The sequence below is a fragment of the Luteimonas pelagia genome (genome assembly GCF_054776035.1).
Genome location: NZ_BAAHCG010000001.1, coordinates 650459 through 676359 on the forward strand (window position 1 = coordinate 650459; position 25901 = coordinate 676359).

Annotated in this window: 30 protein-coding genes; 22 read left to right on the top strand and 8 right to left on the bottom strand. The window is 72.9% G+C overall.

The window, feature by feature from the left end; translation table 11 throughout:
* Window positions 1-90 precede the first annotated feature (90 nt).
* The 7 genes from sufC to ACYU7H_RS03015 all read left to right on the top strand — a co-directional run bounded on the left by sufC (window position 91) and on the right by ACYU7H_RS03015 (window position 6871).
* On the top strand, window positions 91-855 hold the full coding sequence (sufC, locus tag ACYU7H_RS02985) for a Fe-S cluster assembly ATPase SufC (protein WP_460812362.1): 765 nt from the start codon (window positions 91-93) through the stop codon (window positions 853-855).
* On the top strand, window positions 855-2102 hold the full coding sequence (gene sufD / locus ACYU7H_RS02990; RefSeq protein WP_460812364.1) for a Fe-S cluster assembly protein SufD: 1248 nt from the start codon (window positions 855-857) through the stop codon (window positions 2100-2102). The genes sufC and sufD overlap by 1 nt, the downstream gene beginning before the upstream one ends.
* Window positions 2099-2452: a cupin domain-containing protein gene (locus tag ACYU7H_RS02995; protein WP_460812365.1), complete on the top strand. Its 354-nt coding sequence runs from the start codon at window positions 2099-2101 to the stop codon at window positions 2450-2452. The genes sufD and ACYU7H_RS02995 overlap by 4 nt, the downstream gene beginning before the upstream one ends.
* A complete protein-coding gene (locus tag ACYU7H_RS03000) occupies window positions 2449-3690 on the top strand; it encodes a cysteine desulfurase (protein WP_460812366.1) in 1242 nt (413 codons plus the stop codon). The genes ACYU7H_RS02995 and ACYU7H_RS03000 overlap by 4 nt, the downstream gene beginning before the upstream one ends.
* Window positions 3687-4253, top strand: coding sequence for a GNAT family N-acetyltransferase (locus ACYU7H_RS03005; RefSeq protein WP_460812368.1), 567 nt, complete (start codon window positions 3687-3689; stop codon window positions 4251-4253). The genes ACYU7H_RS03000 and ACYU7H_RS03005 overlap by 4 nt, the downstream gene beginning before the upstream one ends.
* 52 nt (window positions 4254-4305) lie before the next feature.
* Window positions 4306-4629 (top strand): non-heme iron oxygenase ferredoxin subunit, encoded by a 324-nt coding sequence (locus tag ACYU7H_RS03010; protein ID WP_460812369.1) that lies wholly within the window; start codon window positions 4306-4308, stop codon window positions 4627-4629.
* A 91-nt stretch (window positions 4630-4720) separates the two neighbouring features.
* Window positions 4721-6871: a TonB-dependent receptor gene (locus tag ACYU7H_RS03015; RefSeq protein ID WP_460812370.1), complete on the top strand. Its 2151-nt coding sequence runs from the start codon at window positions 4721-4723 to the stop codon at window positions 6869-6871.
* Window positions 6872-6877: 6 nt separating this feature from the next.
* Here the strand turns inward: ACYU7H_RS03015 and ACYU7H_RS03020 are convergent, their stop codons facing one another.
* Both ACYU7H_RS03020 and ACYU7H_RS03025 read right to left on the bottom strand, forming a co-directional pair.
* Window positions 6878-7489, bottom strand: a complete 612-nt coding sequence (locus tag ACYU7H_RS03020; RefSeq protein WP_460812372.1) for a HutD/Ves family protein — start codon at window positions 7487-7489, stop codon at window positions 6878-6880.
* Window positions 7490-7631: 142 nt separating this feature from the next.
* On the bottom strand, window positions 7632-7943 hold the full coding sequence (locus tag ACYU7H_RS03025) for a ComEA family DNA-binding protein (protein ID WP_460812373.1): 312 nt from the start codon (window positions 7941-7943) through the stop codon (window positions 7632-7634).
* 246 nt (window positions 7944-8189) lie between these two features.
* Between ACYU7H_RS03025 and ACYU7H_RS03030 the strand changes: the two genes are divergently transcribed.
* Window positions 8190-9680, top strand: coding sequence for a M20 family metallopeptidase (locus ACYU7H_RS03030; protein WP_460812375.1), 1491 nt, complete (start codon window positions 8190-8192; stop codon window positions 9678-9680).
* Between the two features lie 97 nt (window positions 9681-9777).
* Entirely contained in the window at window positions 9778-10038 is a 261-nt protein-coding gene (locus tag ACYU7H_RS03035; RefSeq protein ID WP_460812377.1) for a GlsB/YeaQ/YmgE family stress response membrane protein, read from the top strand.
* Between the two features lie 67 nt (window positions 10039-10105).
* Here ACYU7H_RS03035 and ACYU7H_RS03040 read toward each other — a convergent pair whose 3' ends face one another.
* The gene (locus tag ACYU7H_RS03040) at window positions 10106-11509 is read right to left on the bottom strand and encodes a mannose-1-phosphate guanylyltransferase/mannose-6-phosphate isomerase (protein WP_460812378.1); all 1404 of its coding nucleotides are present in this window, start codon (window positions 11507-11509) and stop codon (window positions 10106-10108) included.
* Window positions 11510-11580: 71 nt separating this feature from the next.
* On the opposite strand from ACYU7H_RS03040, the gene ACYU7H_RS03045 reads away from it, so the two are divergent.
* The 5 genes from ACYU7H_RS03045 to ACYU7H_RS03065 are packed head-to-tail and all read left to right on the top strand — an operon-like array spanning window position 11581 to window position 15213.
* Window positions 11581-12597, top strand: a complete 1017-nt coding sequence (locus tag ACYU7H_RS03045) for an aminoglycoside phosphotransferase family protein (RefSeq protein WP_460812380.1) — start codon at window positions 11581-11583, stop codon at window positions 12595-12597.
* On the top strand, window positions 12594-13292 hold the full coding sequence (gene murU, locus ACYU7H_RS03050) for an N-acetylmuramate alpha-1-phosphate uridylyltransferase MurU (protein ID WP_460812381.1): 699 nt from the start codon (window positions 12594-12596) through the stop codon (window positions 13290-13292). Before ACYU7H_RS03045 ends, murU begins: the two co-directional genes overlap by 4 nt.
* 40 nt (window positions 13293-13332) lie before the next feature.
* Window positions 13333-13899, top strand: a complete 567-nt coding sequence (locus tag ACYU7H_RS03055; protein WP_460812382.1) for an RNA polymerase sigma factor — start codon at window positions 13333-13335, stop codon at window positions 13897-13899.
* The gene (locus ACYU7H_RS03060; RefSeq protein WP_460812384.1) at window positions 13886-14302 is read left to right on the top strand and encodes a hypothetical protein; all 417 of its coding nucleotides are present in this window, start codon (window positions 13886-13888) and stop codon (window positions 14300-14302) included. Before ACYU7H_RS03055 ends, ACYU7H_RS03060 begins: the two co-directional genes overlap by 14 nt.
* 29 nt (window positions 14303-14331) lie before the next feature.
* On the top strand, window positions 14332-15213 hold the full coding sequence (locus tag ACYU7H_RS03065) for a PDZ domain-containing protein (RefSeq protein WP_460812385.1): 882 nt from the start codon (window positions 14332-14334) through the stop codon (window positions 15211-15213).
* Here ACYU7H_RS03065 and hda read toward each other — a convergent pair.
* Genes hda through ACYU7H_RS03080 form a run of 3 tightly spaced genes read right to left on the bottom strand, consistent with a single transcriptional unit; the run spans window position 15194 to window position 18250 of the window.
* Entirely contained in the window at window positions 15194-15952 is a 759-nt protein-coding gene (gene hda, locus ACYU7H_RS03070) for a DnaA regulatory inactivator Hda (RefSeq protein WP_460812387.1), read from the bottom strand. The genes ACYU7H_RS03065 and hda overlap by 20 nt on opposite strands.
* Window positions 15953-15954: 2 nt before the next feature.
* Window positions 15955-17124, bottom strand: coding sequence for an AI-2E family transporter (locus tag ACYU7H_RS03075; RefSeq protein WP_460812389.1), 1170 nt, complete (start codon window positions 17122-17124; stop codon window positions 15955-15957).
* 28 nt (window positions 17125-17152) lie between these two features.
* On the bottom strand, window positions 17153-18250 hold the full coding sequence (locus tag ACYU7H_RS03080) for a DUF2066 domain-containing protein (RefSeq protein WP_460812391.1): 1098 nt from the start codon (window positions 18248-18250) through the stop codon (window positions 17153-17155).
* A gap of 211 nt (window positions 18251-18461) precedes the next feature.
* Here ACYU7H_RS03080 and purM point away from each other — a divergent pair, with 211 nt between their 5' ends.
* The 5 genes from purM to ACYU7H_RS03105 all read left to right on the top strand — a co-directional run bounded on the left by purM (window position 18462) and on the right by ACYU7H_RS03105 (window position 22074).
* A complete protein-coding gene (gene purM / locus ACYU7H_RS03085; protein ID WP_460812392.1) occupies window positions 18462-19502 on the top strand; it encodes a phosphoribosylformylglycinamidine cyclo-ligase in 1041 nt (346 codons plus the stop codon).
* 12 nt (window positions 19503-19514) lie between these two features.
* Window positions 19515-19820 (top strand): hypothetical protein, encoded by a 306-nt coding sequence (locus ACYU7H_RS03090; RefSeq protein ID WP_460812394.1) that lies wholly within the window; start codon window positions 19515-19517, stop codon window positions 19818-19820.
* Complete coding sequence (gene purN, locus ACYU7H_RS03095; protein ID WP_460812395.1) at window positions 19817-20518, top strand: phosphoribosylglycinamide formyltransferase; 702 nt, start codon at window positions 19817-19819, stop codon at window positions 20516-20518. The genes ACYU7H_RS03090 and purN overlap by 4 nt, the downstream gene beginning before the upstream one ends.
* Before the next feature lie 32 nt (window positions 20519-20550).
* Window positions 20551-21327 carry a DUF3108 domain-containing protein gene (locus ACYU7H_RS03100; RefSeq protein WP_460812397.1) on the top strand — a complete coding sequence of 259 codons (777 nt, stop codon included), beginning with the start codon at window positions 20551-20553 and terminating at the stop codon, window positions 21325-21327.
* 75 nt (window positions 21328-21402) lie between these two features.
* On the top strand, window positions 21403-22074 hold the full coding sequence (locus tag ACYU7H_RS03105) for a DUF3108 domain-containing protein (RefSeq protein WP_460813043.1): 672 nt from the start codon (window positions 21403-21405) through the stop codon (window positions 22072-22074).
* Between the two features lie 85 nt (window positions 22075-22159).
* Here ACYU7H_RS03105 and murA read toward each other — a convergent pair whose 3' ends face one another.
* A complete protein-coding gene (gene murA / locus ACYU7H_RS03110; RefSeq protein ID WP_460812399.1) occupies window positions 22160-23416 on the bottom strand; it encodes a UDP-N-acetylglucosamine 1-carboxyvinyltransferase in 1257 nt (418 codons plus the stop codon).
* Complete coding sequence (locus ACYU7H_RS03115; RefSeq protein ID WP_460813045.1) at window positions 23416-23649, bottom strand: BolA family protein; 234 nt, start codon at window positions 23647-23649, stop codon at window positions 23416-23418. Before ACYU7H_RS03115 ends, murA begins: the two co-directional genes overlap by 1 nt.
* A gap of 77 nt (window positions 23650-23726) precedes the next feature.
* Between ACYU7H_RS03115 and ACYU7H_RS03120 the strand changes: the two genes are divergently transcribed.
* From ACYU7H_RS03120 to lptC, 3 genes are read left to right on the top strand one after another with little or no spacing between them, the layout of a single operon-like run.
* Entirely contained in the window at window positions 23727-24749 is a 1023-nt protein-coding gene (locus tag ACYU7H_RS03120) for a KpsF/GutQ family sugar-phosphate isomerase (RefSeq protein ID WP_460812401.1), read from the top strand.
* Window positions 24750-24774: 25 nt separating this feature from the next.
* A complete protein-coding gene (locus ACYU7H_RS03125) occupies window positions 24775-25338 on the top strand; it encodes a KdsC family phosphatase (protein WP_460812402.1) in 564 nt (187 codons plus the stop codon).
* Window positions 25335-25901, top strand: a complete 567-nt coding sequence (lptC, locus tag ACYU7H_RS03130) for an LPS export ABC transporter periplasmic protein LptC (protein ID WP_460812403.1) — start codon at window positions 25335-25337, stop codon at window positions 25899-25901. Before ACYU7H_RS03125 ends, lptC begins: the two co-directional genes overlap by 4 nt.

Genomic DNA, 25901 nt, shown 5'->3' on the forward strand with positions numbered 1-25901 from the left:
CAGCGAGGGACCTGCTTCATTTTTTTCCAATCTCCGGCCGCAAGAGCAGGTTCCCCGCCTGCGGTTCGGAACGACAACTCACGGACCACCATGCTGAAGATCGACAACCTCCACGTCTCCGTCGCCGGCAAGCCCATCCTCAAGGGCCTGTCGCTCGACCTCGCGCCCGGCAAGGTCCACGCCGTCATGGGACCGAACGGCGCCGGCAAGTCCACGCTCGGCCACGTGCTGGCCGGGCGCGAGGGCTACGAGGTCACCGGGGGCACGGTCACCTTCCAGGGCCGCGACCTGCTGGCGCTGCCGCCGGAGGAGCGCGCCGCGGCCGGCGTGTTCCTCGCGTTCCAGTACCCGGTCGAGATCCCGGGCGTGAACAACACCTACTTCCTGCGCAGCGCCCTCAACGCGCAGCGCAAGGCGCGGGGCGAGGCCGAGCTGGATTCGATGCAGTTCCTCAAGCTGGTGCGCGAGAAGCTCGCGGTGCTCCACCTGAAGGACGAGCTGCTGCACCGGAGCGTCAACGAGGGTTTTTCCGGCGGCGAGAAGAAGCGCAACGAGATCTTCCAGATGGCGGTGCTGGAGCCGAAGCTGGCGATCCTCGACGAGACAGACTCGGGCCTGGACATCGACGCGCTGCGCCAGGTCGCGGAGGGCGTGAACGCGCTGCGCGCCCCGGACCGTGCCTTCCTGGTGATCACGCACTACCAGCGCCTGCTCGACTACATCCGCCCCGACGCGGTGCACGTGCTCGCCGACGGCCGCATCGTCGAGAGTGGCGGCCCGGAACTGGCGCTCGAGCTCGAGGAACACGGCTACGCCTGGATCCGCGAGCGCGTGTCGCCGGAGGCGCGCGCCTGATGCCGACGCTGCTGCCCTCGCTGGCCGAAGGCTTCGACGGCGACGCCGGCCGCCGCGGCCTGCTCGAGGCCGCGCTGCGGGACGGCCTGCCCGGCCCGCGCAGCGAGGCGTGGAAGTACACGCCGCTGCGCGCGCTCGAGCGCCGGACCTTCGCCCCGGCGCGCACGACGGCGCCGGCCATCGACGGCGCGGTGCTGGCGGACGTACGGGCCCCGCGGCTGGTGTTCGTCAACGGCGTGCGCGACGCGACGCTCGAGGACCTGTCCGGGCTGGGCGGGGAGATCGCCATCGGCAAGGGCGCGGTTCGCGACGCGACGGTGCCCGCGGACGACGTCCCGCGCCCCGACCTCGTGTTCGCGCGCCTCAACGCCGCGCTGGCCGGCGATCCCGTGGACATCCGCGTGCCCGCCGGCGTCCGCGCCGACCACCCCCTCAACATCGTCTTCCTCGCCGTGCCGGGCGACGCCGACGTCGCGACGCATGCACGCGTCCGCGTCACGCTCGACGCCGGCGCCGCGCTGACGCTGGTCGAGCACCATCGCGCGACCGGCGACCACGCCGACCTGGGCACGCGCTCGGTCGAGGTCGAGGTCGAGCGGGGCGCGTCGCTGGTGCACGCGCGGATCCAGGACGAGGCATCGCGCGCGACGCTGTTCGCGCGCACCACGGCGACGCTGCTGGCCGACGCCGGGTACCGTCGCTTCGACCTCGAACTCGGCGCCGCCCTGTCGCGCCACGAGCTCGACGTGCGCCTGGAAGGCACCGGCGCGCGCCTGGCGGCCAACGGCGTCCTGCTTGCCGACGGCCGCCGCCACCTCGACACGCGCCTGGCCATCGACCACGTCGCCGGCGACACCGCCTGCGACCTGGCGTGGCGCGGCCTGGGCGCGGGCCGCGGCCGCGCGGTCTTCCATGGCGGCATCACGATCCACGCCGGCGCCGACGGAAGCGAGGCATCGCTGTCGAACAAGAACCTGCTGCTGTCCGAGGGCGCCGAGATCGACACCCAGCCCGTCCTGGTGATCCACGCCGACGAAGTGCAGGCGGCGCATGGCGCGACCGTCGGCCGGCTGGATCCAATCGCGCTGTTCTACCTGCGCTCGCGCGGCCTGCCCGAGGGCGAGGCCCGGCGCCTCCTGACCGCGGCGTTCTGCCGCGAGGTCGTGAAGGTCGAGGACGAAAAGCTCCAGGCGACCCTCGCCACGGCGCTCGAGCGCGCCCTCGCCCGACTGGAGCCGACGGCGTGACCGCCGCGGTCGCGACCACCGCCAACGCGAGGCACTACGCCTGGGGCGCGGGCTGCGACGGCTGGCACCTGGTCGAACAGCCCGGGCTGTCGGTGATCCGCGAGCGCCTGCCGGCCGGCACCGGCGAAACGCGGCATCGCCACCACGCCGCGCGCCAGTTCTTCTACGTGCTCTCGGGCCGGGCGACGATGGAGATCGACGGGGACGAGCTCGCGATCGACGCGGACGCGGGCCTCGAGGTCGCGCCCGGCACGCCGCACCGCATCCGCAACGATGGCCCGGGCGACCTGCACCTGCTGGTGGTCTCCGCGCCGCGCAGCCACGGCGACCGCGAGGAGCTCCCGGCATGAGCAGCGCCAGCGCCCACGCGACCGGCATCGACTGGCGCCGGGTCCGCGACGATTTCCCGCTCCTGTCGCGCACCGTGCACGGCAAGCCCCTCGTCTACCTGGACTCGGCCAACACCGGGCAGAAGCCGGCGCCGGTCATCGAGGCCGTCGACGACTTCTACCGGCGCCACAACGCCAACGTCAGCCGCGCGGTGCACGCCCTCGGCAGCGAGGCCACCGAGGCCTACGAGGCCGCGCGCGGCAAGCTCGCCGCGCACCTGAACGTGCGCGCCGACGAACTCGTCCTCACCAGCGGCACGACGTTCGCGATCAACCTGGTGGCCTACTCCTGGGCGCTGCCGCGCCTGGGGCCGGGCGACGTGATCGTGCTCACGCGGATGGAACACCACGCCAACATCGTGCCGTGGCAGCTGGTGGCAGAGCGCACCGGGGCCGAGATCCGCGTCGCGGAGATCACGCCGGAGGGCGCGCTCGACCTGGATGGCCTGCGCGCGCTGATGACCGGCGAGGTGAAGCTGCTCGCGCTCACCCACGTCTCCAACGTGCTCGGCACGGTGAACCCGGTCCGCGACATCTGCCGCGAGGCGCGCCGTCGTGGCATCGCGACGCTGGTCGACGGGTCGCAGGCGCTGCCGCACATGGCGGTCGACATCCCGTCGATCGGCTGCGACTTCTACGCGTTCACGGGGCACAAGATGTGCGGCCCGACGGGCACCGGCGCGCTGTGGGCGCGCCGCGAACTGCTGGCGGACATGCCGCCGTTCCTGGGCGGCGGCGAGATGATCCGGGAGGTGCGCTTCGACGGCACGACCTTCGCGGATGCGCCGCACCGCTTCGAGGCCGGCACGCCGAACATCGCCGGCCACGTCGGGCTCGGCGCGGCGGTCGACTACCTGCGCGGCCTGGGCATGGCGAACGTCGCCTTGCGCGAGGCCGAATTGCTGGCGCACCTGACCGAGGAGATGCATGCCGTGGACGGCCTGAGGATCCTCGGCGAGGCACCGGGCAAGGCCGCCGTCGTCTCGTTCCTGCTCGAGGGCGCGCACGCGCACGATCTGGCGACGCTGCTCGACCTCGAGGGCGTGGCGGTGCGCTCCGGCCACCACTGCGCGCATCCGCTGATGCAGCACTTCGGCGTACCGGCGACCTGCCGCGCGTCGCTGGCCTTCTACAACTCGCATGCCGACATCGAGGCCTTCGCCGCGGCGTTGCGCAAGGTCCGGACGCTGCTCGCATGACCGGCACGCACGCGTTGCCCGCCACGGACGCCCCCGCGACGCCGGTGTTCCGCGACGCGGCCGGAACCGACGTCCCGGCAATCGTCGACCTGGTGACGTCCGCGTACCGTGGCGACGCCAGCCGTGCCGGCTGGACCACCGAGGCCGACCTGCTCGACGGCGAACGCATCGACGCGGGCGTCCTGCGCACCGACATCGCGCGGCCGCGCAGCCGGATCATCCTGCTGGAGGACGCGGGCGACCGGTCGCTGCTGGCCTGCGCGCATGTCGCGGAGCAGGACGGCGCCGGCTACTTCGGGATGTTCGCCGTGCGGCCTGGCCTGCAGTCGCGCGGCCTCGGCAACGCGGTGCTCGCCGAGGCCGAGCGCATCGTGCGCGAGGACTTCGGCCTGGCGATGATGCGCATGACCGTGATCGACCTGCGCGCCGAACTGATCGCCTGGTACGAGCGCCGGGGCTACCGTCGCACCGGTCGCTTCAAGCCGTTTCCGTACGGCGACGAGCGCTTCGGCCGCCCGCGCCGGGACGACCTGCGGTTCGAGGTACTCGAGAAGGCGCTCTGACCGGCGCGCCGCGAACCGCCCTCCGATCGTTCCAACTGAAGGAGTCCGCCCGATGCCCGACTGGATCCGCGTCTGCGCCACGTCCGACCTGCTGCCGGGCGAGTCCAGGGTCGCCTGGGACGGTGACACCGCGATCCTGGTCGTGAACTACGACGGCGACTTCTACGCGCTGGAGGACCGCTGCTCGCACGAGGACTTCGAGCTGTCGGCCGGCTCGTACGACGGCGACGAGGCGACGGTGGAGTGCGTGCTGCATGGCGCGAAGTTCGACGTGCGCGACGGCAGGGCGCTCTGCGCCCCCGCGTACGCCCCCGTGACCACGTTCCCGGTCAAAGTCGAGGATGGGGCGGTCTGGACCCGCGACGATCGCGACTGACCGCCCCAGAAATGCAAACCGATTGCGTTTGCGAATTGTTCTCACTAACATGCGTCGCCTCCGCGGCCCCGCCGCACCCGACAGGTGACCCATGCCCACCCCGCACGCGCTCCGCAACCGTCTCTCCCTGGCCGTCCTGGCGGCGATCGCCGCACCCGCCGCGCTCGCGGACGAGGGGGGGACCGTCGCCGCCCTCGGTGCCGATGCGGTGGAGCTGGACCGGGTCCGGGTGGTGGGCAAGTCCGAGTACCACTACGTCCAGCGCGGCACCGCGTCCGCGACGCGCACCGAGACCGACCTGGTCGACGTCCCCCAGTCCGTGTCGGTGGTCACCCGCGACCTGATCGACGACACCGCGATGCGCGGCCTCGCCGACGTCGTCCAGTACGTGCCCGGCGCCGGCATGGCGCAGGGCGAAGGCCATCGCGACGCCCCCGTCCTGCGCGGCAACACCTCGACCGCGGACCTGTTCATCGACGGCATGCGCGACGACGTGCAGTACTTCCGCGACCTGTACAACGTCGACCGCGTCGAGGTGCTCAAGGGCGCGAATGCCCTCGCCTTCGGGCGCGGCGGCACCGGCGGCGTGATCAACCGCGTGACCCGCCGGGCCGGCTGGAACCCCGAGCGCGAGCTGCGGGTGGACCTCGGGAGCTGGGACCGCGAGCGCGCAGTCGCCAACCTCGGCGCGGCGCCCTCCGACACGTTCGCCGTGCACCTCGCCGCCATGGCCGAGGACAGCGGCAGCTTCCGCGACGACGTGTCGCTCGAACGCTTCGGGATCAATCCGTCGGTCGCGTTCCGCACCGGCGCCGGCACCACCTGGCATTTCGACGTCGAGCACTTCGAGGACGAGCGCGTCGTCGATCGCGGCGTGCCGTCGCGTCCCGGCACCGGCCTCCCCGTCGACGTCCCGCAGGACGTCTTCTTCGGCAAGCCGTCCGACAGCCGGGCCGACGCCACCGTCGACGCGGCGACCCTGCGCGTGGAGCATGCCTTCGATGGCGGTGCCCTGCTGCGCAGCACGACGCGATGGGCGCGGTACGACAAGTTCTACCAGAACGTGTACCCGGGCGACCCGGTCACGTCGGACGCGCTGGGCCGCGACGTGGTTCCGATCAAGGCGTACAACAACGCGACCGAGCGCACCAACCTGCTGCACCAGACCGACCTGGTGTGGGACGTCGCGACCGGCGCGGTCGACCACCAGCTCGTGGCCGGCCTCGAACTCGGGCGGCAGGAGACCGGCAACCTCCGCCAGACCGGCAGCTTCCCGTTGAACGACTGCAACGGGGCGACGACGTCCGCAACCTGCGTGCCGTTGGCCGATCCCCGCTATCGCGGCGACGTGGTGTTCGCGCCCTCGGCGACGGACGCCGACAACGATGGCGTGGCCCGCACCGCGGCGGTGTTCATCCAGGACCAGGTGGCGCTCTCCGAACGCTGGTCGGCGATCGCGGGCGTGCGCTTCGACCGCTTCGACGTGGACTTCCGCAACAACCGGAATGGTTCGACGCTCTCGCGCACCGACAACGTCTGGTCGCCGCGCGCCGCGATCATGTACAAGCCGGCGCCCGGGCTGTCGTACTACGCGAGCTACGCACGCACCTTCCTGCCGCGGGCGGGCGAGCAGCTCAACGGCCTGTCGCCCTCGAACGCGGCCTTCGAGCCGGAGACCTACGACAACACCGAGGTCGGCGCGAAGTGGGACGTGCTGCCCGAGCTGGCGCTGACCGCGGCGGTGTACCGCCTCGACCGCGGCAACGTGATCGCGCCCGACCCGAGCGACGCCAGCCGCTCGATCCTGGTCGACGGCGAGCGCGTCGAAGGCTTCGAGCTGGGCATCGCCGGCCGGGTCACCGAGCGCTGGAGCGTGGCCGGTGGCCTCGCGCTCCAGGACGGCGAGATCCTGCAGGGCAGCCAGCGCGGCCATGCGCCGGCACACCTGCCCGAGCGCACCGCCTCGCTCTGGAACCGGTTCGACCTCACCCCGCGCTGGGGCGTCGGGATCGGCACGATCCACCGCGGCGAGACCTTCGCCAGCACGTCAAACGCCGTGCGCCTGAAGTCGTACACGCGGCACGACCTGGCGCTGTTCTACACGCCGACCGCGTCGCTGTCGCTGCAACTCAACCTCGAGAACGTGTTCGACAAGCGCTACTTCGCGTCGGCGCACAACGACAACAACATCTCGCCCGGCACGCCGCGGGCGGCGTGGTTCAGCGCGACGCTGGCGTTCTGACCCGGGTCAGCGCGGCACGAGCCGCGCGATCAGGACCTCGCCGCCGCCGTCGAGCACGTAGCGGCGGCGAGCGTCCCTCGCTTCGAGCAAGGCCGTGTCGCCCCCGGCCATCGGGGGCAGACCGGGGCCGCCGTCGATGCGCGCGTCGCCGGCGAGCAGGTGCACCAGCCAGCTCGTCCCGGGGTCGACGAACACGACCATCGGCCCCACCAGGGGCCGGTGCCAGAGATCGGCCTCGAAGGCGTCCCGACGCCACATCAGGTTGAAGTCGTGCGTCGGTCCGTCGACCAGTTCGCCGCTCACCGCACGCTCGCCCGCAAACCGGTGGGCGTCGTGCGGCGGCAGCAGTTCACGCACCTCGCCATCGTCGAACCGCAGCCGCACCCCGTTGCCGCCGACCAGCACGAGGATGCGGTCCACGCCGTCGAAGCGCGAGAAGGGCCCGTCCTGTTCGATCTCGGCGATCGACGCGCGCCACTGCCAGCCATCCCCGCCCGCCCCGTCGCTCGCCTCCGGATCCTGGACATGGATCTCGCGCGTCCAGCCGAGGCCGTTCCGCCAGCGGACGCGGCGGTACTCGTTGGAAGGCAGGACCCGCGCAACGGGACGTTCAGGCATGGCGGCGGCGTTCCCTCGGCTCCGCGCCGCAGTGTAGCGCCGGCTCCCCGGACCAACGGCGGACACGCCGCCGCGGCTGCATTCCGGCGCGCAGCCGCGGCGGACGCATCCGCCATGGAGATGGCCCTGGGGGCGCGTCCCGTCAGCGCGAAGCCGCCCCGCCCGAGGGCCGTGCGGCGGCGTCCTCGCCTTCGACCACGATCCGGTCCAGGTTGCGCTCGACCGTCGCCAGGCCGATGCCCTTGACGAGGGCCAGCTGCTCCGCGCTCTCGAACGGACCGTTCTCGTCGCGGTAGGCGACGATCGCCTCCGCCTTCGATCGGCCGACGTTGTCGAGCACCCTGTCGAGGGTTTCCGCATCGGCGGTGTTGATGTCCACGGTCTCGGCCGCGAGCGCAGGGCCCGCGAGGGCCAGCGAGAAGAGCAGCGATGTCACGATCACGGGCAGTTTCATGGTGTCCTCCTTGGGTGGTGTCCCCGGCGAACCGGGTGGGATGCCGTTCCCCCGGGGCGCCGGATGGCACCGCCGGGACCGGAATCGTCACCGTGCCGTGGCCGCCGGGTCATCGCCGGACCGGCCCGCCACGGGCCGTCGATCCCCCCGCGTCGCGGTCGGGAAACGCCCCGCGGCAGCGCGGGAAAACAGGCGTGCCGGCCCGGAACGCTAGAATGGCCGGCCCCACAACGCGCGCGAGGCCCCATGGACGCCGCACGGATCGACCGCTACGTCTCCGAGCGCTGGGACGACGACATCGTCCCGCAGCTCGTCGAATACGTCCGCATCCCCAACAAGTCGCCCATGTTCGACCCGGACTGGGTCGCCAACGGCTACATGGAGGACGCGGTCCAGCTGATGGAGCGCTGGGCGCGCGCGCAGGACATCCCCGGCATGGCGATCGAGGTCGTGCGCCTCGACGACCGCACGCCGCTGATCTTCCTCGACATCCCCGCGACCGGGCCGGAGACCGGTGACGACTGCATCCTGCTTTACGGCCACCTCGACAAGCAGCCGGAGATGACCGGCTGGGACGACGACCTCGGCCCCTGGAAGCCGGTGCTGCGCGACGACAGGCTGTACGGGCGCGGCGGCGCCGACGACGGCTACGCGATCTTCGGCTCCCTCGCGGCGGTCATGGCGCTGCGCGAGCAGGGCCTGCCGCACGCGCGCTGCGTGGTGCTGATCGAGGCCTGCGAGGAGTCGGGCAGCTACGACCTGCCGCATTACGTCGACCACCTCGCCGACCGCATCGGCCGGCCCTCGCTGGTCGTGTGCCTCGATTCCGGCTGCGGGAACTACGAGCAGCTCTGGTGCACGACCTCGCTGCGCGGGCTGGCCGGCGGCGACCTCACCGTCAAGGTGCTCGACGAGGGCGTCCATTCGGGCGACGCGTCCGGCATCGTGCCGTCGAGCTTCCGGGTGCTGCGCCAGCTCCTGTCGCGCCTGGAGGACGAAGGCACCGGCCGCATCCTCCCCGACGGGCTGCATGCCGAGATCCCGGCCGAGCGCCTGGCGCAGGCCGGGGCGGCCGCGAAGGTGCTGGGCACGGCCGTGTTCGACAAGTTCCCGCTGCTCGACGGCATGCGGCCGATGCACGAGGACCTGACCGAACTGGTGCTCAACCGCACCTGGCGCCCCGCCCTGTCGGTCACCGGCATCGACGGCATCCCGTCGCTCTCGTCCGCGGGCAACGTGCTGCGCCCGCATACCGCGGTGAAGCTGTCGCTGCGCCTCCCCCCGACGCTCGACGGCAAGCGCGCCGGCGACCTGCTGCAGGACCTGCTGCTGCGCGACCCGCCCAACGGCGCGCACGTGTCGCTCAACCTCGAGAAGTCGTCCACGGGCTGGAACGCACCCGCGATGTCGCCGTGGCTGGAGAAGGCGATCGACGACGCCAGCCGCGCCTTCTACGGCAAGCCGGCGATGTACATGGGCGAAGGCGGCTCGATCCCCTTCATGGGCATGCTCGGCGAGAAGTTCCCCGGCGCGCAGTTCATGATCACCGGCGTGCTCGGGCCGCATTCCAACGCGCACGGCCCGAACGAATTCCTGCACATCCCGATGGGCAAGAAGGTGACCGCGTGCGTGGCGCGCGTGATCGCCGACCACCACGCGGCGAGCGTGCGCGGCGAGACCACCGGCGCCGCGGTCGCCGAAAGCACGCAGGAGCGCGGGGAGCACGGCTGCTGCTGAGCGCGGCGCGGCCACGCTGCACTGCAGCATGGCCGCGCGCCCTCCCGCTGGCTAGGATGCCCGCGGTTGCAAACCGCAACCGCCAATGGGGAGAGACATGTTCGACGGCATCCTTGGATACATCGTCGGCGGCCTGGTGATCGGCGTGCTCGCGCGCCTGATCAAGCCGGGCGCCGATCCGATGGGCTGGATCATGACCATCGTGCTCGGCATCGTCGGCGCCGTGGTCGGCGGCTGGCTCGCCGGCATGCTCGGCATCACCAGCATGGTGATGATGTGGGCCATCGCCATCCTGGCGGCGATCGTGCTGCTCTTCGTGTACGAGATGGCCCGCCGCAAGAAGCCGCGGCCCGCCTGACGCGTCCCCCGACGCAGGAACGCCCCGCCCTGGCGGGGCGTTTTCCTTTCCGGCGCCGCGTCGCGCTTCAGCTGCGCCCGTAGACGTCCTCGTAGCGGACGATGTCGTCCTCCCCCAGGTAGTCGCCGGACTGCACCTCGATCAGCTCGAGGGTGTCCTTCCCGGGATTCTCGAGGCGGTGCTTCGCGCCGATCGGGATGTAGGTCGACTGGTTGGCGTGCAACTCGAACACGTCGTTGTCGCGGGTGACGCGTGCGCTGCCCCGCACCACGATCCAGTGCTCGGCGCGCCGTGCATGCGCCTGCAGCGACAGGCGCCCGCCCGGCTTGACCTTGATGCGCTTGACCTGGAAGCCGTCGCCCACGTCGACCGAGTCGTAGCTGCCCCAGGGCCTGTGCACCTCGCGATGCAGCGCCGCCTGGCTGCGGCGGTCGTCCTTCAGCCGCGCGACCACGTCCTTGACCTGCTGCACCCGGTCCTTGCGCGCGACCAGCACGGCGTCGTCGGTTTCCACCACCACCAGGTCGTCCACGCCCACCAGCGCCACCAGCCGCTGCGCATGCGCGTAGCTGTTGCGGCTGTCGATGGCGATCACGTCGCCATGGTGCGCATTGCCGTCGGCGTCGCGCTCGGACACGTCCCACAACGCGGACCAGGAACCGACGTCGCTCCAGCCGATGTCGACCGGCAGCACCTTCGCGGCGTCCGTGCGCTCCATGACGGCGTAGTCGATCGAATCCGATGGGCTGCCGGCGAACGCGTCCGCGTCGAGCCGAACGAAATCTCCATCCCGTTTCGCGGCATCGAAGGCCGTCCGCACCGCCGCCAGGATGTCCGGCCTGAAACGTTCCAGCGCCTCGAGGTACCGCGATGCGCGGAACAGGAACATGCCGCTGTTCCAGTAATAGCCGCCCGACGCCAGGTAGCCGCGCGCGGTGTCGGCGTCGGGCTTCTCCACGAAACGCGACACGTCGCGCACGCCCTCGCCCGGCGCGGCCTGGATGTAGCCGAAGCCGGTTTCCGGCGCGTCGGGCACGATGCCGAAGGTCACCAGCGCACCGCCCTCCGCGGCCGGGAGGGCCGCGCGCACCGCGGCCTCGAACGCCGCCCGGTCGCGCACCACGTGGTCGGACGGCAGTACCAGCAGGATGGGATCGGCGCCGCCCCGCGTCGCCTGCAGGGCCGCGGCCGCGATCGCCGGCGCGGTGTTGCGGCCGACGGGTTCGAGGAGGATCTCGGGATCCTTCGCGCCGGCCTGGCGCAGTTGCTCGGCCACGAGGAAGCGGTGGTCCTCGCCGGCGACCACGATCGGCGGCGCGCCGGTGAGCTCGGTGGTGCGGCGCCAGGTCGCCTGCAGCATCGTGTCCTCGCCGACCAGCGGCAGGAACTGCTTCGGGTAGGCCTCGCGGGACAGCGGCCACAGGCGCGTGCCTGAACCGCCGGAGAGCAACACGGTGCGGAGTTCGCGCATCCCGGCTCCATGCTCGAACGGGGGAGGCGCGGCAGTTTACCCTGTGCTCCCGCCACGCCCCGTCCCGACGAATGAACGACGCCGCCGCCCCGGTTCCCGACGACGACCGCGCCCGCGCGCGACTGGCGTGGGCCCACGCGGCGACGGGGGACGCGTCGATCGGACTCGTCCGCGCAAGCGCCGACGCCGGCTTCCGCAGTTACTGGCGGACCGCCGGGGGGCCGACGCGGGTGGTGATGGATTCGCCGCCGGACCTGGAGGACGTGCGTCCCTGGCTGCGCATCCGCGACCTGCTGGAGGCGGGCGGCGTGCGCGTGCCGCAGGTCCTGGCACGCGACGTCGAGGCGGGGTTCCTGTTGCTGGAGGACCTGGGCACCCGCACGTGCCTGCAGGCGCTGGACGCCGGCGACGCGACGCCCGACCGCGTCTTCGGTGACGCGATCGGGCAGTTGCTCAGGCTGCAGGCCATCCGCCCGCCCGACGACCTTCCCGCCTACGACGACGCGCTGCTTGCCCGCGAACTGCGCCTGTTCGACGAATGGTTCCTCGGCCGGCACCTCGGCATGTCGCTGGACTGCGCCGAACTGGAACTGCTCGACGCCGCCTACCGCCGGCTCGTCGACGCCGCGCTCGCGCAGCCGCGCGTGCTGGTGCACCGCGACTTCATGCCACGCAACCTGATGCCGGCCGACGACGGCCCGGCGGTGCTCGACTTCCAGGACGCGGTGCGCGGCCCGATCGCCTACGACCCCCTCAGCCTGGTCAAGGACGCGTTCCGCAGCTGGCCGGAGGACGACGCCACCCGCTGGTTGCGCGAGTACCACGCGCGCGCCGCGGCGGCGGGCCTGCCCGTGCCGGACTGGGTGCGCTTCGCGCGCGACGCCGACTGGATCGGCGTGCAGCGGCACCTCAAGGTGATCGGCATCTTCGCCCGCCTGCACCACCGCGACGGCAAGCCGAAATACCTGCAGGACGTCCCCCGCTTCTTCGCCTATCTCGACGCCGTCCTTCCGCGGTACCCGGAGTTCGAGGCCCTGCACCGCTTCATCGACACACGCGTCCGCCCCCGCCTGGCCACGGCTGCATGAAGGCCCTGGTGTTCGCGGCGGGGCTGGGCGAGCGCATGCGCCCGCTCACCGACCACACGCCAAAGCCGCTGCTGGCCGCGGGCGGCAAGCCGCTCATCGCCTGGCACCTGGAGCGGCTGTCCGCGGCCGGCGTGACCGACGTGGTCGTCAACACCAGCTGGCTCGCCGGGCAGTTCCCGCCGGCGCTCGGCGACGGCGCGCGCTGGGGCCTGCGGCTGCACTTCTCCTACGAGGGCGACACGCCGCTGGAAACGGGTGGCGGGATGCTGCACGCCCTGCCGCTGCTCGGCGACGCGCCCTTCCTGCTGGTCAATGGCGACACGTTCTGCGACGTGGACTTCGCGCGCCTGCCGCGCGAACCCGACGGCCTGGCCCACCTGGTGATGGTGGACCCGCCGGTCCATGCCCCCCGCGGAGATTTCGTGCTGCGCGCCGACGGCCACCTCGCGGAGGCGGACGGCGCGCGACTCACCTATGCCGGCATCGGCGTGTACCGTCCCGGCATCCTCGCGGGCTGGCGCGACGTCCCGGGTGTCGGCGACGGGGTGGACCGCACGCCGCCCCGCTTCCCGCTCGCACCGATCCTCAAGGCGCGGATGGCCGAGGGCCGCATCACCGGCGAGCACCACCACGGCCAATGGACCGACGTGGGCACGCCCGAACGCCTCGAGCAATTGCGCGCGTCGCTGGACTGAGCCCGCGACGATCCGCCTCGCCCGCGCGTACCCTGCCTCCATGGATCGCGCGCCCGGGGGCGACCCGACCGAAAAAGAACTCGTCCGGCGCGCGCGCCGCGGCGACGGCACTGCGTTCGAGGCGATCTACCGCGCGCACGCCCGGGCGATCCACGGCCTCGCGCTGCGCCTGACGGGACAGCCCGCGCTCGCGGAGGACATCACCCAGGACACCTTCCTCCGGTTGCTGCGCTTCCTGGGTGGCTTCCGCGCGGGTGCGCCGCTGCGGCCCTGGCTCAAGCGCGTGGCCTCGAACCTCGCGATCGACCACCTGCGCCGCGACCGGCTGCTCGCCGTGGACCCCGCGACCCAGGCATGGGCGGACCCCGGCGCCGGCCCGGACGTCGGCGCGGAGGCCGAGGCGATGCTGCGACGCCTGCCGCCGGTCGTGCGTACCGTCGTCTGGCTCCACCAGGTCGAGGGCTGGACCCACCCGGAACTGGCACGGCGTTTCGGCCGCACCCCGAGCTGGTCGAAGTCGATCCTCTCCCGCGGCCTGGCCGCGATGCAGGCCGAACTGTCCGGGGGTCGCGACGCGCACCAGGATGACCCGCATGAACGAGACTGACGCCAACGCGACCCCCCGCATCGCGCGCCTCCGGGACCTGGAGGCACCGGCACTGCCCGAGGCGCTCTGGCCCCGCGTCGAGGCGCGCCGGCGCGCCCTGTTCGCGCGTCGGCGCCGGTTCGCCGGCGTGGCGGCGGCGCTGCTGGTGGCGGGCGGCATCGGCCTGCTGGCGCGACTGCCCGGAAATGGTCCTGACGGACCGGGCGTGCCGACGGCGCAGCGCGTCGACAGCGCGCCACTCCCCGGGCCGGTGGTCCTGCAGGTGCGCGCGATCGACCGGGAACTCCAGGCCGCCTACCAGGCCGGGGCGCACGCGGAGGAGATCGAACGGCTCTGGCGCACGCGCGGCGCGCTCCTGGCGAGCGGTGGGCGCGCCGGGCCCGTCGAGCCATTGCGAATCTGACCCCACCCGACGACCACGGAATCCCCCACATGCACACGACCCGCTGTTCCGCCCTCGCGTTCGTCGTCGCGCTCCTCTCGTCGGGGCCGGCCGGCGCCGCGCAGGACGCGCATGCCGGCAACCTGGCCCGCGACATCGAAGGCGCCCTGGTGAAGGCGTCCGAGCGTGGCGCGCTGGACGGCACGGGTGGCCCCCTGCGCCTGGAAGCCCCGGCCTCGGTCCGCTACGAATTCGGCGCGGTCGTGGACGGCCGGGCCCGAGGCGGCCCGCGCGTCCTCGCGGTCACGCCGGGCGGCGCGGCCGAGCGCATGGGCCTCCGGCCGGGCGACGCCCTGCGGGCGGTCAATGGCGTGGACCTGGCCAACGCCGCCTCGCCGGGCGAATCGCTCGCCCGGGCGGTGGCCGCCGACGGCGGCAGCCTGCGCGTCAGCGCCGCGCGCGATGGACGCACGCTCTCGCTCGCGGGCAGCGCGGATGCGATCGCGGTACCGGCCTACACGCTGGTCGTCGGCGGCGCGCGGACCGGCGGTTGCGGGCATGTGTCGGATACCGCGGGCCCCCCGCCACGCAGCCGGGACATCTACCGCGCCCAGGTCCTGCGCATCGATGGCCGCAGCACGCCGCTGGACCCGGTCCCGCGGCATCGCGTGGACGCGGGACGGCACGTGCTCCTGGTCCGCGAACTGATCGACCGCAGCTGGCTGGGCAGCGCACAGGTCTCGCAGATCGCACGGATGCAGAAGTTCGAGGACGCCGGCGCCTACAAGGCGCTGGTGCTGGACGTCGCCCCCGACCGCAGCTACCGGGTGGGCGCGCGGCTGCTGCGCGACCGGCTGGACGGCGAGAGCATCCGCGCGAATGCCTACTGGGAGCCGGTGGTCTGGTCCGAGATCACGGAAGGCTGCCGCTGACACCGGCACCCGGCGAGCCCAGGACCTCCCGCAGGAACGGCACCGTGACGCGCCTCTGCGCGGCGAGCGAGGCGCGGTCGAGGCGGTCGAGCACGCCGGTCAGCGCCGAAAGGTCACGCCCGTGCCGACGCATCAGCCAGTCGAGCGCGGCATCGTCGAGGACGAGTCCCCGGCGCCATGCGCGCGCCTGCAGGACCGCGCGGCGCCCGTCGTCGTCCAGCGGCGCGAGCGTCACGAGGGTGCACTGGGCGAGCCGCGACGCGAGGTCGGGCAACGCGACGTCGAGCGCGCCCGGCGGCGCGCCCGCGGTGTACAGGAGCGAACCGCCCGCCGCCCGCGCGCGGTTGTGCAGGTCGAACAGTGCCAAGGCGTCGCGCGGGTCGCCCGCGGCGGCATCGACGCCGTCCAGCGCGAACAGCCCGCCATGCGCCAGGCCCTCGATGGCGTCGCGCACGCGTCCGGCGGCGGCCGCCACCGGCACGAACGTCGCCCGGCGGCCCGCCGCCTCCGCGGCCGCGCATGCCGCCAGGGCGAGGTGCGTCCTGCCCGTGCCGGGCATGCCCGAGAGGAACACCGGCTGGGGGGCGCCGCGCCCCGCCGCGAGCGCCCCGAGCATCGCGATCGCCCCCGGCGGGGCACCGACGTACGTCTCGAATCGCTGGTCCGGGGGATAGCGCAGCCCGAGCGCGAGCTGCCCGCCACCGGTCCCGGCGCCGGGGCGTGGCGCATCGGTGGCCATCGTCAGGCGCGGTCCCGCGGCGCGTCCGCGACGTCCCGCCCCGCGTCGCCGCGCGGGTCGTCCGGGTCGACGTAGGCGTCCAGCACGATGCCGGGTCGTCGCCCGGCGTACAGCCGGCTGTGGGTGTAACGCTCGTGCGCGAAGCGCAGCAGCACGTTGGCGACCGCGGCGACGGGCAGCGCCAGCAGCATGCCGAGGAAGCCGAAGAGCTGGCCGCCGGCCAGCACCGCGAAGATCACCGCCATCGGGTGCAGCCCGATCCGGTCGCCCACCAGCTTCGGCGTGAGCCAGTAGCTCTCGATGACCTGGCCGATGCCCCAGACCGCCACCACGCCGAGCAGGTGCGGCCAGTCGCCGAACTGCACCAGCGTGGCGATGCCCCCCAGCACGAGCACGGTCGCCGGGCCGATGTACGGGATGAAGGTCAGCAGGCCCGCGACGATGCCGATCAGGATGCCCAGGTCCAGGCCGACCACCGCCAGGCCGACCGCGTAGAAGATGCCCAGCGACAGCATCACCAGGAACTGTCCGCGCAGGAACCCGCCGAGCACCGCGTCCGACTCGCGCGCCAGGCGGGACACGACGTCGATCCGGTCGCGCGGCACGAGGGCGGCGACGCGCTCGACCAGCAGGTCCCAGTCGCGCAGGAAGAAATAGGTCAGCACGGGCAGCAGCACGATGTTGGCCACCCACACCAGCAGCGCGAAACCCGACCTGGACAGGTAGCCGAGCACGGCGGCCGCCGCGCCGCCGGCTTCCTCCCAGTGCTGCCGCATCAGCTGGAACAGGCGCGCGGGATCGAGCCACTCGACCAGCTCCAGCCCCGTCCGCGCCTCGAACCACGGCATCACCGTGCCCACGAACCACTCGCGGTAGCGCGGAAGCGATTCGACCAGGGTCACCACCTGCCGTTCGAGGGTCGGCACCAGCAACAGGGCCGCGAGCAGCAGGACGAGGAACATCGCGCTGAAGACCAGCAGCACCGCCGTCGACCGGCTGCGCCCGCTCCGCTCGAGGCGGTCCACCAGCGGATCACCGAGCCACCCGAGCAGCGCGGCCAGCACGAAGGGGGTCAGGATGGGGGCGAGCAGCCAGGCCAGCCAAAGCACCGCGAGCGCGACCAGCGTCCACTGCAGCCGACGCAGGAACGTCGCGATCTCGTCGAGTGCCATGCCCGGGCGATCCATGCGCGGGTCCCGTTCAGCGCATCCGGAAGCGCGCCTGCGCGCCCGGCGATGGCGGCGGTGCGACCGGATCGCCCTCCGCGGTGCCGGCCATCGGCGCGTCGGCGGCGGCGAGCACGTCGCCGCGTGCCACCAGCCGCCGCAGGCCGGACAGGCCGCTGGCCAGCGACAGCTCGAATTCCATCCGCCCCGGCGTCGCGCGCAGGGGCGTCATGCCACGCACGACCGACAGGTCCTGCAGGTAGGCCGACAGGCGCAGGTAGTCGTCGCCCGAGTCGATGCCCTCGACGACGATGCGATAGTCGCCGGGCGGCCCGGTCTCCGGTGCCTTGGCGTAGCGCTTGGCCAACGCGTCGGCGGTGCCGTCGGCACCCGAGGCGAGGGCCTGGCGCGCGTTGCGGTCCTCGTCAGACCAGCGCGCCAGTTCGCGGCCGCCGTCGACGAAGATCCAGTCGGCCTTCCAGCCCCCCTCGTGGCGGTAGAGCTTGCCGACCAGTTGCATGTCGGGCTTGTAGCGCGACGAGGCGCGCGCGACCGCGGCCGTGTCGCCGCGCCAGATCGCGCCCACCAGCGCCTGCTCGGCCGCGTCGCCCTGCGGCAGGCCCAGCCGGTAGCCGCGCGCGATGGCGCGGTCGGTCAGCATCTTGGCGATCGTTCCCTGGCGCACGCCGACCAGTCGCGGCCCGCTGCCGTCGTCGATCGCCAGCCAGATCACCGGCTTCGGCCGAGGGGTCGGCCAGACCGGCACGCCGAGCGCGCCGGCCATCTCGTTCACCGCGTCCTCGTCGAAGCGCACCACCAGCGTGGTCGAGAAGCGCGGCGCGCCGCTCGCGGACAGGCCCTCGTCCTGGCGGTAGTCATAGCTGTCGACGTACTCGCCCGCGTTGCGCAGCTCCTCGCCCACGCCCGGGCGGCTCGCCGCGCCCCGGTCGCCCGAGATCTTCCCCAGCACCTGCGCCAGCGCGCGGGAGAACGCCGCGCGGCGCTCGCCCTCGCCCTGGCTGTTGACCTCGACTTCCGCCTGGTACATGCCGCTGGCCGAGGCGCGCTGGCCCTCGGTGCGCTGCGCGGCCACGGGAAGGGCCGCGGCGCAGAGCAGGACGGCGAGCGCCATCGCGGACCACGTGGCGGTCCGCGGCCACCGCGCGGCAAGGCGCAGGGTGAATTTCGGAGATGCGCGCATTCGGGATCCGTCCTGGCGGGGTTCGGGCGGGAGCCGTCGCATGGTGCCGCAGCGGGCGCGGCGCGTCCACGCCGCGGGCGCGGGCCCGGGCACGCTGGTAAAATCGCCGGTCGCCCATGCTGGCCCTGCGCCGGGACACCACGTGACCAGCCCCACGCCCCTCACCTACCGGGACGCCGGCGTCGACATCGACGCGGGCAACGCCCTCGTCGAACGCATCAAGCCGCTCGCCGGGCGCACCAGCCGCCCGGAGGTCATGGGCGGGCTCGGTGGCTTCGGCGCCCTGTTCGACCTGTCGAACAAGTACCGGGAACCCGTCCTGGTGTCCGGCACCGATGGCGTCGGCACCAAGCTCAAGCTCGCCCAGCAGCTCGGCCGGCACGACACCATCGGCATCGACCTGGTGGCGATGTGCGTCAACGACGTGCTGGTCCAGGGGGCCGAGCCGCTGTTCTTCCTCGATTACTTCGCGACCGGCAAGCTCGACGTCGACACGGCCGCGGCGGTGGTCTCGGGCATCGCCCGCGGCTGCGAGGAATCGGGCTGCGCGCTCATCGGCGGCGAGACCGCCGAGATGCCCGACATGTACGCGCCGGGCGAGTACGACCTCGCGGGTTTCTGCGTGGCGGGCGTGGAGAAGTCGGAGCTGCGCGACGGTTCGCGCGTGCGCGAGGGCGACGTGCTGGTCGGCATCGCCTCGTCAGGGCCCCACTCCAACGGCTACTCGCTGGTCCGCCGGATCTTCGACCGCGCGGGCCGACCGGGCGACCTGGACCTCGGCGGCACCGCGCTCGCCGACGCGCTGATGGCCCCGACGCGCCTGTACGTGAAGCCGGTGCTCGAGCTCCTGCGCGGCGCGCACGGCGCGTCGATCCACGCCATGGCCCATGTCACCGGTGGCGGCCTGACCGAGAACATCATCCGGGTCGTCCCCGACGGCCTGGGCGTGGACATCGACGCGACCGCGTGGACGCAGCCGGCCGTGTTCGACTGGCTCGAGCGCGAGGGTGCCGTCGCGAAGGCGGAGATGTGGCGCACGTTCAATTGCGGCGTCGGCTTCGTGCTGGTGGTGGCCCCGGACGCCGCCGCCCGCGTGGGCGCGGCGCTGGACGGCCTCGGCCTCGCGCACTGGACAATCGGTTCGGTGGTCGAGGCGCGTGGCGACCGGGTCCGGATCGGCTGACGGAGCCCGCGGATGCTCATCGGCTTCGGCCTCTCCGACCTCGGCTGGCGATCGAAGCTGCTCCTCGCGCTGGCCTTCGTGCTGCTGGGTGTCGCGCTGGGCGTGCAGTGGATCGCGCCCGAGCCGCCGCTGCGCGTGATGCGGCTGTTCCTGCTCGCCATCGTCGCGCTGGGGGCCTACTGGCTGTCCTTCCTGGCCGATGCCGGACCCCGCCTGGGCCGCGTGCAGGCGGCCGTCGCCGCGGCCATGGGGCTGCTCCCGTGGATCCTCGTGCTCGCGCTGCTGTTCGCGTGGCCCGAACTCGTGACCGGCGGATGAGCGAGCCGAACGGCGGCCCGGAACCGGGCGCACCGCGCAACGACGTCCCGAGGATCGCGGTGCTCGCGTCCGGCAGGGGCACCAACCTGCAGGCGATCATCGACGCCATCGCCAGTGGACGGCTGCACGCCACGCTGGCCGGGGTGTTTTCCGACCGCCCCGGGTGCGCGGCGCTCGATCGCGTTCCGGAGGGACTGCGCTGGTCCCGGGACGCCCGCACGTTCGGGGACCGTGCCGCGTTCGACCGGCTGCTCGGCGACGCCGTCGCCGCCACCGGGCCGGACTGGGTCGTCTGCGCGGGCTACCTGCGCATCCTCGGCGATGCCTTCGTCGAACGCTTCCGAGGGCGCGTGCTGAACATCCATCCCTCGCTCCTGCCGGACTTCCGGGGCCTGCGGACGCACGCCCGGGCCCTGGAGGCCGGCGTGGCCGAGCACGGGGCGAGCGTGCATTTCGTGACGCCCGAGCTCGACGCCGGCGCGGTCATCGCACAGGCCCGGCTCGCGGTGCGCGCCGGCGAGGATGCCGGGTCGCTGGCCGCGCGCGTGCTCGCGATGGAGCATCCCCTGCTCGTGGAGACGCTGCGGCTGGCGGTCGCGGGGCGGCTGGCTGAACGCGATGCGACGGTGTTGCTGGACGGTCACCCGCTGTTTAGCCCGCTGCGCCTAGAGTCCGACGCCTTGCCCGTGGCGGGCTGAACCTGCCCGGCGTTCGACCCCGAAGCCCTTCAATGCGCTCCAGCACGTTCCGCCCCATCGCCCACGCCCTGCTGCTCGCGCTGGCGCTCGGTGCCGCCGCGACCGGGTTCGCCGGCGCCCGGGACCAGCCACGACACGCCGCGGTCGAAGCCGCGGCCGGACCGCTCGCGCCCTTCCAGGCGGAATATGCCGTTCATCGGGCGGGCAAGCGGTTCGGCGACGCGCGGCTCACGCTGGCGCCCGCGAACGGCGCGGACTGGCGCGTGTCGCTCGACATCGATGCGACGCGCGGCCTGTTCGGCCTGGCCGGGCTGGACGCGCACCAGCGCACCGATTTCCGCGTGGACGGCGGCGAGTTCCGGCCCCTCGTCCAGCACACGCGCCGCGAAGCGCTGTTCCTCGACAGGACGTCGACCGGGCGCTACGACTGGCGCGCGCTGGATGCACGCTGGAGCGGCGACGTGAGCGACAAGCGCAAGGCGCCCGTCCGCCTGCACGCGGGCGACCTGAGCAGCCTGCTGGTCAACCTCGCGGTCGTGCGGGACGCGGCGCCCGGCGCGACGCTCGACTACCGCGTGGTCGACAATGGCCGCGCGCGCGGGCATCGCTACGTGGTGTCGGCCGAGAAGGAATCGATTTCGATTGAGGGCATCGGCTACCACGCCCTCCGCGTCGAACGCACCGACAAGCGGGACGAGCAGACCGTGTTCTGGATCGCCGACGGCGTCCCCACCCCCATCCGCATCCTCCAGCGCGAGGACGGCGAGGACACCTTCGACCTTCGACTCGTGGACTATCGAGGAGCCTGAATGAATCGAGCGACCCCCAATCATCGACGCACCTTCCGGACCCTGGCCACCGGCGCGCTGCTCGCGGCCGGCACGATGGCGCTCGCGGGCACGGCGATCGCCGCCAAGGCCATGATGAAGCCGTTCACCGCGCAGTACGCGGTGTTCTACGAGGGCAAGCCGCAGGGCGAAGGCACGATGCGCCTGTCGCAGGCCGGCGGCAGCAAGTGGGAATACCGGCTCGACATCCGCGGCACCGCCGGGCTCGCGGCCGTGGCCGGCGCGGACATCGCGCAGCGCACCACCTTCGAGGTCGTCGACGGGCAGTGGCGACCGATCTCGAGCAGCGACTCGTCGAAGATGCTGTTCAAGTCCAGCACCACCAGCGCCACGTACGACTGGTCGGCGGGCGTGGCGCGCTGGACGGGCGACGTGAAGCCGGAGCGCGCGGGGCCCGTGCGCCTGAAGCGCGGCGACCTGGACGCGATGCTGGTCAACCTGGCCCTGCCCCGGGACCTGTCGGCGGGCCGTCCGCTGCACTACCGGCTGGTCGACAACGGCCGGGCCAAGCCCATGCACTACGAGGTCACGGGCGAGGAAACGGTATCCGTGGGCGGGCGCGACTACGCCGCCACGCGCGTCGTCAGCCAGGACGGCGACAAGCAGATCGTCGCGTGGCTCGTGGACGACCTGCCGGTGCCGGCCCGCATCCTGCAGCGCAAGGACGGCAAGGACGCGCTCGACCTGAGGATCCTGTCGGTGCGTTGACCGCGGCCCCAGCCTGCTTACGAAAAGCCCCGCTTCGCGCGGGGCTTTTCCGTTTCCTGCCAGTCGCGGCGCCGGCCGGACCGGATCAATCCACCCGTCGGATCCGGGCGCCCAGCTTCGAGAGCTTGCCCTCGATGTCCTCGTAGCCGCGGTCGAGGTGGTAGATGCGATCGACCGTGGTCTCGCCCTCGGCGACCAGCCCGGCCAGGATCAGCGACGCCGACGCCCGCAGGTCGGTCGCCATCACCGGCGCGCCGCCCAGCTTCGCCACGCCGCGCACGACCGCCGTCGGCCCGTCGACACGGATGTCGGCGCCCAGCCGCTGCAGCTCCTGCACGTGCATGAAGCGGTTCTCGAAGATCGTCTCGTTGATCACGCCCACCCCCTCGGCGACGCAGTCCATCGCCATGAACTGCGCCTGCATGTCGGTCGGGAAGCCCGGGTGCGGCGCGGTGGTGACGTCGACCGCGCGCGGACGGCGGCCATGCATGTCCAGGGTGATGCTGTCTTCCGTGCAATCGAGTTCGGCGCCGGCCTCGCGCAGCTTGTCGAGCACCGCGTCGAGCGTCTCGGGACGCGCGTGCGTGGTGGTGACGCGGCCGCCGGTCATGGCGGCGGCGACCAGGAAGGTGCCGGTCTCGATCCGGTCGGGCAGCACCGAATGGGTGCCGCCATGCAGCCGCTCCACGCCCTCGACCACGATCTTGTTGGACCCGGCGCCCTGCACGTTGGCGCCCAGCGCGTTGAGGCAGTCGGCGAGGTCGACGATCTCGGGCTCCATCGCCGCGTTCTCGAGCACCGTGCGGCCCTCGGCGAGCGCCGCGGCCATCAGCACGTTCTCGGTCGCGCCGACGCTGACCATGTCGAACACGAAGCGCGCGCCGCGCAGCCGGTCCCCACGTGCCTTGATGTAGCCGTTCTCGACCACGATCTCCGCGCCGAGCGCACGCAGGCCCTTGATGTGCTGGTCGACCGGGCGCGAGCCGATGGCGCAGCCGCCCGGCAGCGAGACCTCGGCCGCGCCGAACTTCGCCAGCAGCGGTCCGAGCACCAGCACCGACGCGCGCATCGTCCTGACCAGCTCGTACGGCGCGACATGGCTGTGCACGCTGCGCGGGTCGATCGACAGGTCGAAGGCGTCGTCCATCGTGATCGCCGCGCCCAGCTCCGCGAGCACGCGCAGGGTCGTCTTGACGTCGTAGAGGTTCGGCACGTTGCCGATCTCGACCGGCCCGTCGGCCAGCAGGGTCGCGCACAGGATCGGCAGGACCGCGTTCTTGGCGCCGGAGATGCGGACCTCGCCCGCCAGCCGGGCGCCGCCCTCGACCAGGATCTTCTGCATCAGGCCGCCGCCTCGGCGGGCGTGACGGTGCGCAGGGACAGCGCATGGATCTCGCCGCCCATCCGGTCGCCGAGCGTGGCGTAGACCATCCGGTGGCGCGCCAGCGGCAGCTTGCCGGCGAAGGCGTCGCAGACCACGGTGGCCTCGAAATGGACGCCGTCGTCGCCCTGGACCGTGGCGCGGGCGCCGGGCAGGCCGGCCTCGATGAGTTCGCGGATCGTGTCGGGATTCATCATGGGGACGGCGCCGGGACGCCGGCGGGCAAAGCCGCCTAGAATGGCGGGCCAGTCTAACGGATGGACCTTCGCGCATGACGCCGGATGCGGCCCGACGCCAAGGCAGCGACGCGGACGACGCGGGGGCCGGCCGCGACTTCGCGGCCAGCGGACGACGCGTGCTCGACATCGAGACCCGGGGCCTTCAGGCCCTGTCCGGTCGACTCGACGGCGCCTTCTCCGCGGCGTGCCGGCACATGCTGGCCTGCCGCGGCCGCGTCGTGTGCATCGGCATGGGCAAGTCCGGGCACGTCGCGCGGAAGATCGCCGCCACGCTCGCTTCGACCGGCACGCCCGCCTTCTACGTCCACCCCGGCGAAGCGGCCCACGGCGACCTGGGCATGGTCACCGACGCCGACATGGTCCTTGCGCTTTCGTATTCGGGTGAGAGCGACGAGATCCTGTTGCTGCTCCCCGTGTTGCGGCGCCAGGGCAACGTGCTTGTCGCCATGACCGGCCGCCCCGGCTCCTCGCTGGCGCGCGAAGCGGACGTGCACCTGGACGTCAGCGTCCCCGCCGAGGCCTGCCCGCTCGACCTGGCGCCGACCGCCAGCACCACCGCGTCGCTGGCCATGGGCGACGCGCTCGCGGTCGCCCTGCTCGAGGCGCGCGGCTTCACCGCCGACGACTTCGCGCGGTCCCATCCCGCGGGTGCGCTGGGCCGGCGCCTGCTGCTGCACATCACCGACGTGATGCATGCCGGCGACGGGATCCCGGCCGTGGGCGCGGACGCCACGCTCAGCGAGGCGCTGGTGGAGATGAGCCGCAAGCGCCTGGGCATGACCGCGGTCGTCGACGGCGACGGGCGCCTGCTCGGCCTGTACACGGACGGCGACCTGCGCCGCACCCTCGACGACACGACGGTCGACCTGCGCGCGACCCGCGTGGGCGAGGTCATGACGCGCGACCCGCGCACGATCGACGCGGGCGCGCTCGCGGTCGAGGCCGCCCGCCTGATGGAGGCGCACAAGATCAACGCACTGCTGGTGGTGGACGGCGATCGGCGCGTGGTCGGCGCGCTCAACATTCACGACCTGTTGCGAGCCCGGGTGGTCTAAAGGCCGCCCCCGCGAATCGCCGCCCATGTCCTACGACCACCACGACGACTACCCCGCGGACGTCCGCGAGCGCGCCTCGCGCGTGCGGCTGGCCTGCTTCGACGTGGACGGGACGCTGACCGACGGCCGCCTCTACTTCGATGCCGACGGTCGGGAGATGAAGGCCTTCCACGTCCAGGACGGCCAGGGCCTCGCCCTCCTCCGGCGCGAGGGCATCGCGCTCGCATTCGTGACGGCGCGGCCCGGCGGCATTGCCGCGCGCCGCGGCGCGGAACTCGGCGCCGAGGTGCATGCCGAGGTCCGGGACAAGCTCGCCTGCGTCCGGGACATCGCCGGCCGCCTGGGCGTCACGCTCGGTGAAACCGCGTTCATGGGCGACGACCTGGCGGACCTGGGCGTGCTCGGCCACGTGGGATTCGCGGTCGCGCCGGGGGACGCGCACGCCTGGATCCGCGAGCGCGTCCACTGGCGCACCCAGGCCCGCGCCGGTCGAGGCGCGGTCCGCGAACTTTGCGATCTCGTGCTCGCCGCGCAGGGGCGCACCCAGGCCATCCTCGACGGCGCGTGCGGCGCCGGGGCGGGCGCATGATGGGCTGGCGCGGCGTGCTCGGGATGGTGCTGCTGGCGGCCGCGATCGCGTCCGGCTGGGCCGTCATCCGCCAACGCGCACCTGAACCGCAGGCGGGGCCGTCCAGCGGGCGTTCGGCCTATACGCTCTACGATTTCGAACTGCTCGTCCTCGACGACGCCGGCAAGGAGGCCTTCACCCTCCGGGCGCCAGAGCTCCAGCGACTGCCCGCCGGCGAAGCGCTCGAACTCACCGCGCCGGTCTTCCTGTTCCCCGCGCAAGCGGGCGGCGGGGCGCGCTGGCGCATGACCGCGCGCGAAGGCTGGGTCAGTCCGGGGGGCGACGAGGTGCGCCTCAAGCGCGAGGTGCGCGCGGAAGGGCCCGGCTCGGGCGGCGGACCGGCCACGCTGGAGACCGACCGGCTGACCGTGTTCCCGCGCACCGACAAGGCCCGGACCGACGCGCGCGTGCGGATCGTGGACGGGCGCACGACCATCCGGGGTCGCGGACTGGAAGTCGACCTCGCGACCCGACGCTATGCCCTGCTTGCCGACGTGGAGTCCCGTTATGTCCCATCCCGCTAG